We start from the raw sequence: 13,257 nt of genomic DNA, 5'->3' as shown, positions 1-13,257 counted from the left end.
CGGTTGGCGTGCACGTCATGCTTTCATGCCCCGGCGCCAAACGCGTGATCCGTGGCGATCCCACGGGCGCACGAGGGTGCCCCTGGGGGCGCGAAGGTCGCTCCAGGGGCACCGTGAGGGGCAACTGAGGTGTGGGGGGCGCGAAGCGGCCGTCAGCCGCCCAGCGCACCACCGGCGCCGCCGCCTTCGGCAAGCGGGTCGCTCTCCAGATGGATGACGCCGTAGTCGTACGCGTGCCGGCGGTAGACGACGCTCGGCTGCTTCGTGTCGGAGTCGACGAACAGGTAGAAGTCGTGCCCGACCAGTTCCATCTCGTAGAGCGCCTGGTCGAGTGTCATCGGGGCGGCCCCGTGGGTCTTCTCGCGGACCACCAGCGGGCCTTCGCCCTGCACTTCGATCGAACCCATCATCGTGGTGGGCACCTTGTCGGACTCGTCGGCGACGAGCTGGCCGTCCCCGTTGAGCTGGGCGGCGCCGGGCACCACGTCCCCGACCTCCGCCGCCGAAAGCCTGCCGTTGCCACGGCGGGTGTACCGCTTGTCGTGCTGCTTGCGCAGTCGTGCCTCGAGCTTGTCGCTGGCGAGGTCGAGCGCTGCGTACGGGTCGCCTGCCGCAGCTTCCGCCCGGATGACCGGGCCTCGGGAGTGGAGGGTGATCTCCACGCGGTCGGACCTGTCGGCCTGCCGCGGGTTGGGCTCCTTGGACACCTCGACGTCGAGGCTGATCACCTTGCCGTCGAGCTTCTGGATCTTCTCCAGCTTCAGCTTCTCGGCCACATGCTTGCGGAACCGCTCGGGCACCTCGGTCTTGCGGCCCTTGACGACGATGTCCACGCAGAACTCCGTTCCCGGATCGCCCGGATCGGCTCCTCGGCCGCCGGGCATCTCCCTTTGCACCAGACTCCGGTGGATTACCGGAGCTCGGACTTGGCGACTTTCACCTCCTCCTCCCCAGTCGACAAGATCCCCACCCCATCGACAAGAGGTTAATTCGCCCTGAACTCCCGTCCTGTAGGCGCAACCATGTAATCGGCGAGGCGATGGCTTTCACCATTCCTCACAACCGAACATAGCCCCTTCGGACGGGTGTCGGCACCCGCTACCGCGACATACCTCCGTTCGGGCGCTTTCACCTCTCACCACCTGCAACGATCCAAGTTCTTGACGAGTTCCGGTTTATTTCGAACGAAGCGGGAGAGGATGCGATCACAGCCCCCACCGGCTGTTCGAATCCGCGCTGCGCCGAACCGATCGGTAAGCCGTGCGGTATTCCAGTAATGAACGGAAGTCGTACGGCTCCGACGGCGCGCGCGGCCTCCGCGAGCGACGCTCCAGTGGTCATCAGGTCGTCCACGAGGACCACCCGACCCGCCCCGAGCAGCCGTCCGCCGCCGGGCACGACCTCCAGCGCGCCGGAGAGGTTCGCGAGCCGTCCGCGCGCCCCGAGACCCGCCTGGTCCGCCACGTACCGCCGCTGCCTCAGCACCGGCACGACCCGCGCCCGCCGCCCGGTGCTCCGCAGCCGGGCCGCCGCGGCCAGCGCGACGCGCCGCGTCGGATCGTGGCCACGCGCCCGCACGGAGCGCCGCGAGGACGGCACCGGCACAAGGAGAAGCGGTCGCGCCGCGGAGCCCTCGACGGGCCCGGCAGCGGCCTCCACGGCGACGGCCAGGGCTCCGCCCAGGGGCCGGGCGAGGCCGAGCGCCCCGCGTTCCTTGTGGGCGAGCAGAAGTTCCCGTACGGCGGCGTCGTACGGCGCGACGGCATGGACGACGGGCAGCCCGGCCGGCTCGGGCGAAGGACGCACCCTGCGCGCCCCCCGCGCCCCCTCCGTCGCCCCGGTCAGCACGGCCGCGCACGACGGGCACAGCTCGGTCCGCGGTCGGCCGCAGCCTCCGCAGGCGACCGGCAGCACCAGCCCGGCGATCTCGCGCCACCACCCCCGCATGGCTCCACTCTGCGCCTTCCCCGGCGCCCCGGCCACCCCTGTGGAAAACCCGCGGGAGCCCCCGAAGTACGTCAGGTGCGCAGCGGTACGTCAGGCGCGCGGGCGGCCGTCCCGGCCCCACGGCCGATCCCGGGAAGCCGGGAGCCGGGGCCGGGGAGCCGGGAGCCGGGAGCCGCTATCCCGGATAGACGGGCGAGGTCCCGGTCTTGACCACCGGCTGCCAGTTCGTCCCCGGCGCCAGCCGCACGATCCCGTCGTTGCCGGAGTCGGCGACCACCGGCACGGAGTCCTTGTGCGGCGCCGCCACCGAGGTCACCCCGTTCAGACCGGGAAGCACCGAGGTCACCGAGGTCGACCCGTCCGTCTGGAGGTAGCGGATCTGCTGGACGCCGCCCGCCTCCCTGCCGACCACCACGAGCCGGCTCGGCCCGGCCCAGGAGACGGCCGTGACCGACTCCATCCGGGGTGCGGCGGGCTGGAGGTCGAGCACGGAGACCACCGGCTCCTCACCCGTCGTCTGCCGCTGGACCCGGCCGATCTGCAGGGTCGTGTCCCCGCCCCGGGTGACCACCAGGGCGATCCGGACCCCGTCGGCGGAGACCCGCAACGACTCGATCCTGGTGTCGTCCTCCAGCCACGGCGTCCGCACCTTGACGGGCTCACCGGTGCCGTCCGGCACCATCCACAGCTGGGGCGCGGCGGGGTCGCGGTCGGCGATCCACAGGTCGCCGCGGCCGTCCCAGCTGGGCGCGGACAGCCGGTCGCCCGGCTTGGCCGCCTTGCTGCTGAGGATCGCCGGCGAGGCTTCCTGGTCCGTGGTGATGGAGGAGACGAACAGCTCGCGGCCGCTCTCCCCGACCCCCGCGGCACGGGTCTCGCCCCGGTCGACGGCGACGGACCGGAGCGGCGTCGTGCCCTTGCCGAGCGGTCCGGGCACCTCGGTCGGCGCGGTCGCCTCCTTGCCCCCGACGTCCAGCACCATCAGCTTGTGGTGCTCGTCCACGAAGTACGGGTTCTCGTCCCGGTCCGTGTCCCGCACCGCGGCGAACTCCGCCGCCTGCCCCTTGCCGAGCCGGCACAGCGCCTGCCCGGAAGAGCCCTGGAGCTCCACCTGCTCGACCCGTACGGAGGTCAGGTCGCGCAGCGTGAACAGCAGCTGCGCCGCCATCCGCCGGCACGGCTGGCCGCCCACCAGGTCCGCCTTGGCGTTGAGCGGCACCTTGAGCGTCGACTGGTCGTCGGTCGTGAGGGTGGTGACGCCCTTCTTCAGCTCCGTACCGGAGGGGAAGCTCGAATCGACGGCCGGCTTCAGCCAGTTCGTCGGACCTTCGAGGAGCGCCCTGACCGTCTGCGTCACCGAGTCCATCCGGGTGACGGGGTCCTGGCGCTGCCGGATGTAGACGGGGTCGGCGACGACCCAGTCCTCCCCTGAGGCGAAGTAGTACTTGTTGACCGACCGGTAGTTGCGCAGGAAGTCGGCCTCGCCCAGCACCAGGCCGGGCGGAAGGCTGTCGATGCGCCATTCCTTGCCCTTGCCGTTGCCCGTGGGCTGCTGCACCACATGGATCGACTGCAGGTACTTGGCGGGGCTGATCGGCTGGTACGCGTGCCGGGCGTCCACGGTCGCGATCTTGCGGCCGGACAGCGGATAGGCGCGGCCCTGGTTGTCGGGGTCGGCGTTCCGGTCGGCCTGGTCGCGGTCGGGCGCGGTGGTGAGCACGGTGATGCTCTGCTCCGGCTTCCAGGTCCGCGCGGCCTGCTTCGTCAGATACTTGCGGGCGGTGGCGAAGCCGGGGTCGTCACTGGTCATCGCCTCCAGGAAGCCGTCGACGATCTCGTCCGGATCCGCGTTGTCCCGGGGCGCGACGGCATAGACCCGCACCTGCGAGTCGCCCTGATTGGCTCCCTTGACCTCCTGGACGTCCCCGCTGTCGGGCATCGTCGCGCAGCCGGTCATCAGGAGCCCGCCGCACGCGGCGAGCACCACGACACGCCTGCTCCGGCCCGCTCGCGCGTCCCGCCCCGCGTGCCCCTCTCGGGAGTCAGCGCCCACGTGTCCCGTCCTCCCGCTCCGCGTTCCCGTGTCCACCGGCCGTCGCCCGACCCGCCCCACCGTCGTTGTCCGTCGCCGTGCGCGCCACGACCCTTGCGCCGCTGCCGGGCAGGGCCGTCGGGTCGACGGTCGCCCGCTGCGGCGAGGGCAGCCTCGGTGGTCCGGGGAGCTGCGGCCGGTCGCCGGCGGGCTGCGCCGGCACCGCCGCGAGCCGGGCGCTCTCCTGGCTGCGGCCGGCGGCCGCCTGTTCGCGGTTGCGCCGTGAGTCCTCGGGCTCCAGGGGTATCGGGGAGCCCCGCAACGGCTCGTCCGCCGTCCGCGGCAGGGTGAGCCGGAACTGCGATCCGCCGCCGGGCTCGCCCCAGGCCTGGAGCCAGCCGCCGTGCAGCCGGGCGTCCTCGACGGCGATCGACAGGCCGAGGCCGGTGCCGCCGGTGGTGCGGGCGCGGGCGGGGTCGGCGCGCCAGAAGCGGTTGAAGACCCGGGTGGCCTCGCCCGGCTTGAGTCCGACGCCGTAGTCGCGTACCGCGACGGCGACGGCCCCACCGGCGGCGGCCAGCTTCACCACGACGTCCCGGCCCTCGCCGTGCTCCACGGCGTTGACGACGAGGTTGCGCAGGACCCGCTCGACCCGGCGGGCGTCCGCCTCGGCCACCACGGGCTGCTTGTCCCCGACGACGACGATGCGGGTGCCCTTGCGTTCCGCGAGGGGTTCGGCGCCGCCGATGACCCGGCGCACGACCTGACGCAGGTCGATCGGCTCGGCCTCCAGGGCCGCCGCTCCCGCGTCGAAGCGGCTGATCTCCAGAAGGTCGGAGAGCAGCGACTCGAAGCGGTCGAGCTGGTCGCCGAGGAGTTCGGCGGAGCGGGCGGTGATCGGGTCGAAGTCGACACGGGCCTCGTGGATGACGTCGGCGGCCATCCGGACGGTGGTCAGCGGCGTGCGCAGCTCGTGCGAGACGTCCGAGACGAAGCGCCGCTGCATCCGCGACAACTCCTCCAGCTGCTGGATCTTTAGCTGGAGGTTCTGGGCCATCTTGTTGAAGGCCTCGCCGAGCCGGGCGATGTCGTCCTCGCCGGTGACCTTCATCCGCTCCTGAAGACGCCCGGCCGAGAGCCGCTCGGCGATCCCGGCGGCCATCCGTACGGGCGTGACGACCTGGCGCACCATGAGCCAGGCGATGGCGCCGAGCAGCACCATGACGAAGAGACCGGCGGTCGCGAGGGTGCCCTTGACCAGGGTGAGGGAGTCCTCCTCCTGCGTCAGCGGGAAGAGGTAGTACAGCTCGTACTGGGTGCCGTCGGCCTCGTTGAGCCGCTTGCCGATCACCAGACCGGCCTCGGACGCCTTGCCGCTGGTGTAGTGGATGCTGGTGAACTTCTGGAAGGTCCCGGCGCCCTGGGCGACCGAGTGCCGCAGATCGGCGGGGATGCTCGTGATCGGGTCGACCTCGCCGGAGGCACGGACGCCTCGGCTCGCGGTGTCACCGGTGTCGAGGGAGAGCGCGACCACGTTGAACGCGCTCTGGCCACCGCTGGCGAGCTGCTCGACCAGCGTGGAGCGCCAGTTCACGGAGGAACCGGCCCGCGCGCCGTCCTGGTCGCCGGGCGCCGACGGGGTGGTCGCCGCCCTGTCCTGGGCGGCGGAGAACCCTCCGGCGGCCTGGCTCTGGGCGGCCCTCTCCTTGGCGTCGAGCAGGCCGTTGCGGACCTGGCCGATCACGACCAGGCCGAGCAGCAGCACCACTCCGAGGGACATCAGCAGGGTGCCCGCGACGATCCTCAGCTGGATGTTCCGTCGCCACAGCCGCACAGCGGGGAGCAACGGCCGGCGCACCCAGCGCGCGAAGAGCCGGAGGACCGGTCCGCCCGGTGTTCCGTCCCGGAAGAGTCGTCCACCTCGCGGCAGGCGGCCGGTACGCGAGCCCCCCCGCCCCGGTCCGGCAGCCCGCCCCGTACGGACTCCCGGATCCCCGGGCTTCGGAGCAGTACTGCCTGTACTCATGTCAGCTCGGTCCCGCCTTGTAACCGACGCCACGGACGGTCACCACGATCTCCGGTCGCTCCGGGTCCTTCTCGACCTTCGAGCGCAACCGCTGGACGTGCACGTTCACCAGCCGGGTGTCGGCCGCGTGCCGGTATCCCCAGACCTGCTCCAGCAGGACCTCACGGGTGAAGACCTGCCACGGCTTGCGCGCCAGCGCGACCAGCAGATCGAACTCCAGCGGGGTGAGGGCGATGGACTGCCCGTCCCGCTTCACGGAGTGGCCGGCCACGTCGATGACCAGGTCACCGATGGTGAGCTGCTCAGGAGCCGGCTCCTCGGACCTCCGCAGCCGTGCCCGGATACGGGCGACGAGCTCCTTCGGCTTGAACGGCTTGACGATGTAGTCGTCCGCCCCGGACTCCAGGCCCACGACCACGTCGACCGTGTCGCTCTTGGCCGTGAGCATGACGATCGGCACACCCGACTCGGCCCTGATGAGCCGGCACACCTCGATGCCGTCCCTTCCGGGCAGCATCAGGTCGAGCAGCACCAGGTCAGGCTTGGCCTCCCGGAATGCGGCAAGCGCCTTGTCGCCGTCCGCGACGAACGACGGCTCGAACCCTTCACCCCGCAGCACGATGCCGAGCATCTCGGCCAGTGCGGTGTCGTCGTCGACGACAAGAACGCGTCCCTTCATATCGACATCATCCCATTTCCGTATCAGTCTCAAGGCGGCTGGTGAGATACCTCACTGACCTGCGGTGACGTCCGTGATCGCCCACCGTCGACTGCCGGTGTCCGTGTGTGTTGATGCCAGACATGGATGTCACCCCCGTGGCTCCCCCATGGTCGCCATGAACCGTACCGCGTGCCGCCCGGTGCGGCCCATGGGGTGAGTCACCCGTTCCCGAGCCCCTCGCCTTTCCCTCCCGTCCCTGGCCACGGCCCGGGTACGGGCCGCAGGATGTGTCCGTGCCGACATGGACCCGCCGCCCGGCCGCGCTCGCCGCCGCCCCCTTCCTCACGGGCTGCACCGTTCCCTCCGCCGGGGCGACCGGTATCTCGGTGACGGCGGACGGACAGCCGCTCGGCGTGATCGTCGTGTGTCACGACCACATCGACGGCGCGAGCCTCTACCCCGCCGACGACGACCCGGCGACGCGGGACACCGCCGGCCGCTGGCACCGCTCCGAGGCCCTGACCGGCTTCTCGACCTGGCCCCTGACCTCGGACATCGACGGCGCCGGCGACGGCTGGACCGTCGAGAAGCCGCTGGGCACCCTGGACCCGGAGCAGAGCTACCGCATGTACGGCTGGACCACCGACAGCTCCTGGGCTTCCGCGCCTGTGGGGTTCACCGCCGCGGACCTCGCGGAGCTGAAGCCCGGCCAGGTGCGGTACGAGATCGGCGACGAGGTGTCCATCGCCTCGATCGAGGACTTCCGCGAGACGGTCTGCGACCAGTTCTGACCCGCCCGGAGCGGAACCGGCACCACGAAGGTCCGGACAAAGGTACGAACGTCAAGGCCGGTCCCGCCCACGGGCGGGCCCCGCGTGGCACGATGGCACCCGGCCCGCCGCCGTGTCAGGGTGTCGGCCGCCGTGACCGAGCCGGTTCGCCGATCCGGCACCGCGACCATTCCCTCCGAGGTGGACGACCGTGAACGACACTCCGGGCTGGACCTCGCCCGGATCCGCCCCCTCCGACGACCAGAACGGCTCCGGGGTCCCCCGGCCCGCCGCTCCGGCCGACGCGAACGGCTCCGCCCCTCAGTGGTCCAAGGACCAGCCGCCCGCCGGACAGTGGTCCCCGCCGACCGGTCAGACCCCTCCCCCGGCACCGAGCCAGGGACCGGGCTGGGGCGCTCCGCCCCCGAACGCCCACTGGGGCAGGCCGCCGGCCGCCAAGCCCGGTGTGATCCCGCTGCGCCCGCTGGCCATGGGCGAGATCCTCGACGGCGCGGTGAAGACCCTCCGCAGCTACTGGCGCACGGTCCTGGCGATCACGGTCACGGTCGCGGTGGTCTCCCAGATCGCCGACATCCTCGCCCAGCGGTATCTCGTTCCCGAGGTCCCCGCCGCGAGCGCGGACGCCACCCCCGCCGAGGCCCTTGAGCAGTCCCTCGACGCGGCCCAGTCGTCCCTGATCGGCCTGGCTCCCGCCCTGCTCGTGACGCTGATGGCGTCCCTGGTCAGCGCGGCCCTGCTGACCGTCGTCATCAGCCGCGCCATCCTCGGCAAGCCGGTCTCGCTGAGCTCCGCCTGGCAGGAGGCCCGGCCGCGGCTCCTCCAGCTCGTGGGCCTGACCCTGCTGCTCGCCGCACTGAGCGCAGGCATCGTCATGGTCGGTCTGCTGCCCGGACTCCTGATCGGCGGCGCCGCGGGCGTGGCCCTGGTCATTGTCGGCGGTTTCGGTGCCCTGGCGGCGGCCGTCTGGCTGATGATCCGCTTCAGTCTCGCCTCCCCCGCCCTGATGCTGGAGCGCCAGGGCGTGATCGCGTCCCTGAAGCGCTCGGCCAAGCTGGTGCAGGGCACCTGGTGGCGGATCTTCGGGATCACCCTGCTCACGCAGCTGCTGATCTTCGTCTTCGCCATGATCGTGGCGATCCCGTTCACCATCATCGGCATCGCGGTCGACGGCGACGGCTTCTCCGGCCTCCTCTCGGGCACGTCCGCCACCTTCGGCTGGCCGTTCCTGATCGTCACGGGCATCGGCGGCGTGATCACCAGCGCGATCACCTACCCGATCTCGGCGGGCGTGACGGTCCTCCTCTACGTGGACCAACGCATCCGCCGCGAAGCCCTGGACCTCGAACTGGCACGGGCCGCGGGTCTCCCCGGCTACGGCCCCACACCGGGCGAACAGACCGTCGGCGGCTGATGCCGTGACGGTCACGGGGGGAACGACCACGGCACTGGCGCGCCTGCGCACCGACGGCGACGTCCCGGTGGACATCTCCCGCGTCCCCGCCCGCGAGGCGGCGGAACGGGAGCTGTCCGATCCGAGGTACCACGAGAACGACCCGAACCTCCTCCAGCGCGGCCTCGACCGTTTCTGGGAGTGGATCGACGACCTGTTCGGCGCCGCCTCGGGGGCCACCCCGGGCGGCGTCCTCGGCCTCGTCGTGGTGATCCTGCTCGTGGTCGCCGTCCTCGTCGCCCTCTGGTGGCGGCTCGGCACCCCGCACCGGACCCCCGGCGCCACCGGAGACTCCCTCTTCGCCGACGGCCCCCGCACCGCCCGCGACCACCGCGCGGCCGCCGACCGCCACGCCGCCGCCGGCCACTGGAACGAGGCCGTCCAGGAACGCACCCGGGCCATCGTCCGCTCCCTCGAGGAACGTGCCCTGCTCGACCCCCGCCCCGGCCGCACCGCGGACGAGGCCGCCGCCGAGGCCGGCCGCTCCCTGCCGGCCCACGCGGACGAGCTCCGCCTCGCCGTCCGCGCCTTCGACGACGTCACATACGGCGGCCGTACCACCGACGAGCCCGCGTACCGCCGCATCGAGGAACTGGACACCGCCCTGGAGCGCACCCGTCCCACCCTCGACACCGCCTCCACGGGGACGCCCGCATGAGCCGCCCGGCCACCAGCACCACGTCGACCGCCGCCTCCGCCCATCAGCTCTGGACCCGAGCCCGCGGCGCGGCCCTCGTCCTCGCCCTGGTCCTCATCGGCGGCCTCGTCCTCGCGACGGTGCGCTCCTCGGACTCCCACGGCGCCCTCGACCCCCGCTCCGCCGACCCGACCGGCAGCCGAGCCGTCGCCGAACTCCTCAAGGCCCGTGGCGTCACGATCACCCTCGCCACCACCCTCGACGAGGCCACCACGGCGACCGACGCCGACGCCACGCTCCTGGTCACCACACCCGACCTGTTGACGGAGACTCAGCAGTCCAGACTCCGCGGGGTCATCGCGGGCACCGCCGGCCGCACCGTCCTCCTCGGCGCAGGTCATCCCTCCCTCCCCACCCTGGCCCCGGAGGTCACCGGCGCCACCAGCGCCCCAGTGGGGAACCGTGCTCCCTCCTGCACCCTGGCGGCAGCCACCCGCGCCGGCAGCGTCGACCTCGGAGGCGAGCGCTACCGCATCGCCCCCGGAACCACCGCCGACTCCTGCTACCCCTCCGACGGTCTGCCGTCCCTGGTCCGCCTCCCCGGCCCCGACGCCACCGACACGGTCCTCCTCGGCTCGCCCGACATCCTCTACAACGACCGTCTCGACCAGCGGGGCAACGCCTCGCTCGCCCTTCAACTCCTCGGCTCCCGGCCCCATCTCGTCTGGTACCTCCCCTCCCTGACCGATGCCTCCGCCGACACACCCGACGACGACACGACGGGCAACTTCCTCACCCTCATCCCCTCCGGCTGGCTGTGGGGCACACTCCAGCTCGCGATCGCGGCCCTGCTCGCCGCCATCTGGCGCGGCCGCCGTCTCTGCCCCCTGGTGACCGAGCGACTCCCCGTCGCCCTCCGCGCCTCCGAGGCCACCGAAGGCCGCGCCCGCCTCTACCGCAAGGCCAACGCCCGCGACCGCGCCGCCTCCGTCCTGCGCACCGCGACCCGCACCCGGATCGCCCCCCTTCTCGGCGTCCCCGTCCAGGACGCCCACTCCTCCGACCGTCTCCTCCCCGCTCTCTCCGCCCGTCTCCCCGAGACCACCGCGGATCCGGGGAACCTCCTCTTCGGCCCGGCTCCCGCCGACGACGCCGCACTCATCCGCCTGGCGGACCAACTCGACGCCCTCGAAAGAGAGGTACGCACCTCATGAGCGCCCCGACCCCCGAGACCGCTACGACCTCGGACAGCGCCCGCGCCTCCCTGGAGGCCCTGCGCACCGAGATCGGGAAGGCTGTGGTCGGCCAGGACCCCGCCGTCACCGGTCTCGTCGTCGCCCTGCTCTGCCGAGGACATGTCCTCCTCGAAGGCGTCCCCGGCGTCGCGAAGACCCTGCTGGTCCGCTCGCTCGCCGCCGCTCTCGAACTCGACACCAAGCGCGTCCAGTTCACCCCCGACCTGATGCCCAGTGATGTCACCGGCTCCCTGGTCTACGACACCCGGAACTCGGAGTTCTCCTTCCAGCCCGGCCCGGTCTTCACGAATCTCCTGCTCGCCGACGAGATCAACCGCACGCCCCCGAAGACCCAGTCGTCCCTCCTGGAGGCGATGGAGGAACGCCAGGTCACGGTCGACGGCACCCCGCGCCTCCTGCCGGAACCCTTCCTGGTCGCCGCGACGCAGAACCCCGTCGAGTACGAGGGCACCTACCCTCTCCCCGAAGCCCAACTGGACCGCTTCCTGCTCAAGCTGACGGTCCCTCTGCCCTCCCGCGCGGACGAGATCCAGGTCCTCACCCGTCACGCCGAGGGCTTCGACCCCCGCGACCTGAAGGCCGCCGGAGTCCGCCCCGTCGCCGGCCCCGCCGAACTCGAAGCCGCCCGGACCGCCGTCGCCAAGGTCTCGGTCTCCGCCGAGATCGCCGGCTATGTCGTCGATATCTGTCGTGCCACGCGTGAATCCCCCTCACTCACCCTCGGGGTCTCCCCCCGAGGTGCCACCGCCCTGCTCTCCACCGCCCGCGCCTGGGCCTGGCTCACCGGCCGGGACTACGTCACCCCGGACGATGTGAAGGCCCTCGCTCTCCCCACCCTGCGTCATCGCATCCACCTGCGGCCCGAGGCCGAGATGGAGGGAGTCACCCCCGACTCCGTCATCAACTCGATCCTCGCCCACGTCCCCGTCCCCCGCTGAGAACGGCGCCCCATGGCCCTCACCGGACGAACCGCGCTGATCGCCGCCCTCGGATCGCTCCCCGTCGGCGTCCTCGCCCCCAGCTGGGCGGGGATGCTCGCGGTGAACGCGCCCCTCTCCCTCGCAATTCTGTGCGACTACGCCCTGGCCGCGCCAGTACGAACGCTCCAATTCACCCGAAGTGGTGATACATCCGTTCGACTCGGTGACGCGGCAGATGTGCAGCTCACGGTCACCAACCCGTCCCGCCGCCGCCTCCGCGCCCAGCTCCGCGACGCCTGGCCGCCCAGCAGCTGGCTCCCCGGCACCGAACAGGCCTCCTCGCGCCGACGCTTGACCGTCCCCGCCGGCGAACGCCGCCGCCTCACGACGACCCTGCGCCCGACCCGCCGCGGCGACCGCCACGCCGAACGGATCACGGTCCGCTCGTACGGCCCCCTCGGCCTCGCCGCCCGCCAGGGCAACCACGAGGTCCCCTGGACCGTTCGTGTCCTGCCCCCGTTCACCAGCCGCAAGCACCTGCCGTCCCGGCTGGCCCGGCTCCGCGAACTCGACGGCCGCACCAGTGTGCTGACCCGCGGTGAGGGCACGGAGTTCGACAGCCTCCGCGAGTACGTCCCCGGCGACGACACCCGCTCGATCGACTGGCGTGCCACCGCCCGCCGGACCACGGTCGCCGTCCGCACCTGGCGTCCCGAACGCGACCGCCACATCCTCATCGTGCTCGACACCGGCCGCACCTCGGCCGGCCGCGTCGGCGACGTCCCCCGTCTGGACGCCTCCATGGACGCGGCCCTCCTCCTCACCGCGCTGGCCTCCCGCGCCGGCGACCGCGTGGATCTCCTGGCCTACGACCGGCGGCTCCGCGCCCAGGTCCAGGGCCGCTCCGCCGGCGACGTCCTGCCCGCCGTGGTCAACGCCCTCGCCCCGCTCGAACCCGAGCTGGTGGAGACGGACGCCCGCGGCCTGGCGGCGACGGCCCTCGCACGCGCTCCCCGCCGTTCCCTGATCGTCCTCCTGACGAGCCTCGACGCGGCCCCGATCGAGGAGGGCCTCCTCCCCGTCCTGCCGCAGCTCGCCCAGCGCCACACACTCCTGGTGGCCTCGGTCGCGGACCCCCACATCGCCGGCATGGCGGCGAAGCGCGGGACGATCGAGGGCGTCTACGAAGCCGCGGCGGCGACTCAGAACCAGGTACAGCGCTCTCGCACCGCAGAGCAGCTCCAGCGCCACGGCGTCACGGTCGTGGACGCCACACCCGACACTCTCGCTCCCGCGCTGGCGGACGCCTATCTCGCCCTGAAGGCAGCCGGCCGCCTCTGACACCGCCCACCGCACGGCCCGGTCCGGGCGGGCCCGAAAGGGATCCGGACCGTAAACGCAGAAAAGCCCCGCACCATGAGGTGCGGGGCTTTCCCACAATGATTGTTCGGCGGCGTCCTACTCTCCCACAGGGTCCCCCCTGCAGTACCATCGGCGCTGAAAGGCTTAGCTTCCGGGTTCGGAATGTAACCGGGCG

The 13,257-nt window shown here is 72.2% G+C and carries 11 protein-coding genes and 1 rRNA gene; 6 read left to right on the top strand and 6 right to left on the bottom strand.

Annotation, left to right across the window (positions count from 1 at the left end):
- Positions 1 to 152: 152 nt before the first annotated feature.
- The 5 genes from hpf to mtrA form a co-directional block, all read right to left on the bottom strand.
- Complete coding sequence (gene hpf, locus ACH4MY_RS29190) at positions 153 to 833, bottom strand: ribosome hibernation-promoting factor, HPF/YfiA family (protein WP_398006718.1); 681 nt, start codon at positions 831 to 833, stop codon at positions 153 to 155.
- A 295-nt stretch (positions 834 to 1,128) separates the two neighbouring features.
- Positions 1,129 to 1,947 carry a ComF family protein gene (locus ACH4MY_RS29185; RefSeq protein ID WP_398006717.1) on the bottom strand — a complete coding sequence of 273 codons (819 nt, stop codon included), beginning with the start codon at positions 1,945 to 1,947 and terminating at the stop codon, positions 1,129 to 1,131.
- A gap of 175 nt (positions 1,948 to 2,122) precedes the next feature.
- Positions 2,123 to 3,904, bottom strand: a complete 1,782-nt coding sequence (locus tag ACH4MY_RS29180; RefSeq protein WP_398006885.1) for an LpqB family beta-propeller domain-containing protein — start codon at positions 3,902 to 3,904, stop codon at positions 2,123 to 2,125.
- Between the two features lie 85 nt (positions 3,905 to 3,989).
- Positions 3,990 to 6,005 carry an MtrAB system histidine kinase MtrB gene (gene mtrB, locus ACH4MY_RS29175; protein WP_398006716.1) on the bottom strand — a complete coding sequence of 672 codons (2,016 nt, stop codon included), beginning with the start codon at positions 6,003 to 6,005 and terminating at the stop codon, positions 3,990 to 3,992.
- A 1-nt stretch (position 6,006) separates the two neighbouring features.
- A complete protein-coding gene (gene mtrA / locus ACH4MY_RS29170; protein ID WP_010356958.1) occupies positions 6,007 to 6,684 on the bottom strand; it encodes a two-component system response regulator MtrA in 678 nt (225 codons plus the stop codon).
- 275 nt (positions 6,685 to 6,959) lie between these two features.
- Between mtrA and ACH4MY_RS29165 the strand changes: the two genes are divergently transcribed.
- From ACH4MY_RS29165 to ACH4MY_RS29140, 6 genes are all read left to right on the top strand, one after another.
- Positions 6,960 to 7,457 (top strand): hypothetical protein, encoded by a 498-nt coding sequence (locus ACH4MY_RS29165; RefSeq protein ID WP_398006715.1) that lies wholly within the window; start codon positions 6,960 to 6,962, stop codon positions 7,455 to 7,457.
- Positions 7,458 to 7,647: 190 nt separating this feature from the next.
- Positions 7,648 to 8,868 (top strand): hypothetical protein, encoded by a 1,221-nt coding sequence (locus ACH4MY_RS29160; protein WP_398006714.1) that lies wholly within the window; start codon positions 7,648 to 7,650, stop codon positions 8,866 to 8,868.
- A 4-nt stretch (positions 8,869 to 8,872) separates the two neighbouring features.
- Positions 8,873 to 9,565 (top strand): DUF4129 domain-containing protein, encoded by a 693-nt coding sequence (locus ACH4MY_RS29155; protein ID WP_398006713.1) that lies wholly within the window; start codon positions 8,873 to 8,875, stop codon positions 9,563 to 9,565.
- Positions 9,562 to 10,758 (top strand): DUF4350 domain-containing protein, encoded by a 1,197-nt coding sequence (locus ACH4MY_RS29150; protein ID WP_398006712.1) that lies wholly within the window; start codon positions 9,562 to 9,564, stop codon positions 10,756 to 10,758. Before ACH4MY_RS29155 ends, ACH4MY_RS29150 begins: the two co-directional genes overlap by 4 nt.
- Positions 10,755 to 11,738, top strand: a complete 984-nt coding sequence (locus tag ACH4MY_RS29145; protein ID WP_398006711.1) for an AAA family ATPase — start codon at positions 10,755 to 10,757, stop codon at positions 11,736 to 11,738. Before ACH4MY_RS29150 ends, ACH4MY_RS29145 begins: the two co-directional genes overlap by 4 nt.
- A 12-nt stretch (positions 11,739 to 11,750) precedes the next feature.
- Entirely contained in the window at positions 11,751 to 13,061 is a 1,311-nt protein-coding gene (locus tag ACH4MY_RS29140) for a DUF58 domain-containing protein (protein ID WP_398006710.1), read from the top strand.
- Between the two features lie 104 nt (positions 13,062 to 13,165).
- Here ACH4MY_RS29140 and rrf read toward each other — a convergent pair.
- Positions 13,166 to 13,257 (bottom strand): 5S ribosomal RNA (rrf, locus tag ACH4MY_RS29135); the annotation flags it as partial.

The organism is Streptomyces sp. NPDC017246 (genome assembly GCF_044331325.1).
Taxonomy (GTDB): Bacteria; Actinomycetota; Actinomycetes; order Streptomycetales; family Streptomycetaceae; genus Streptomyces.
The sequence above is the reverse complement of the archived record's forward strand: the minus strand, read 5'-3'. Positions and strand labels throughout refer to the sequence as shown.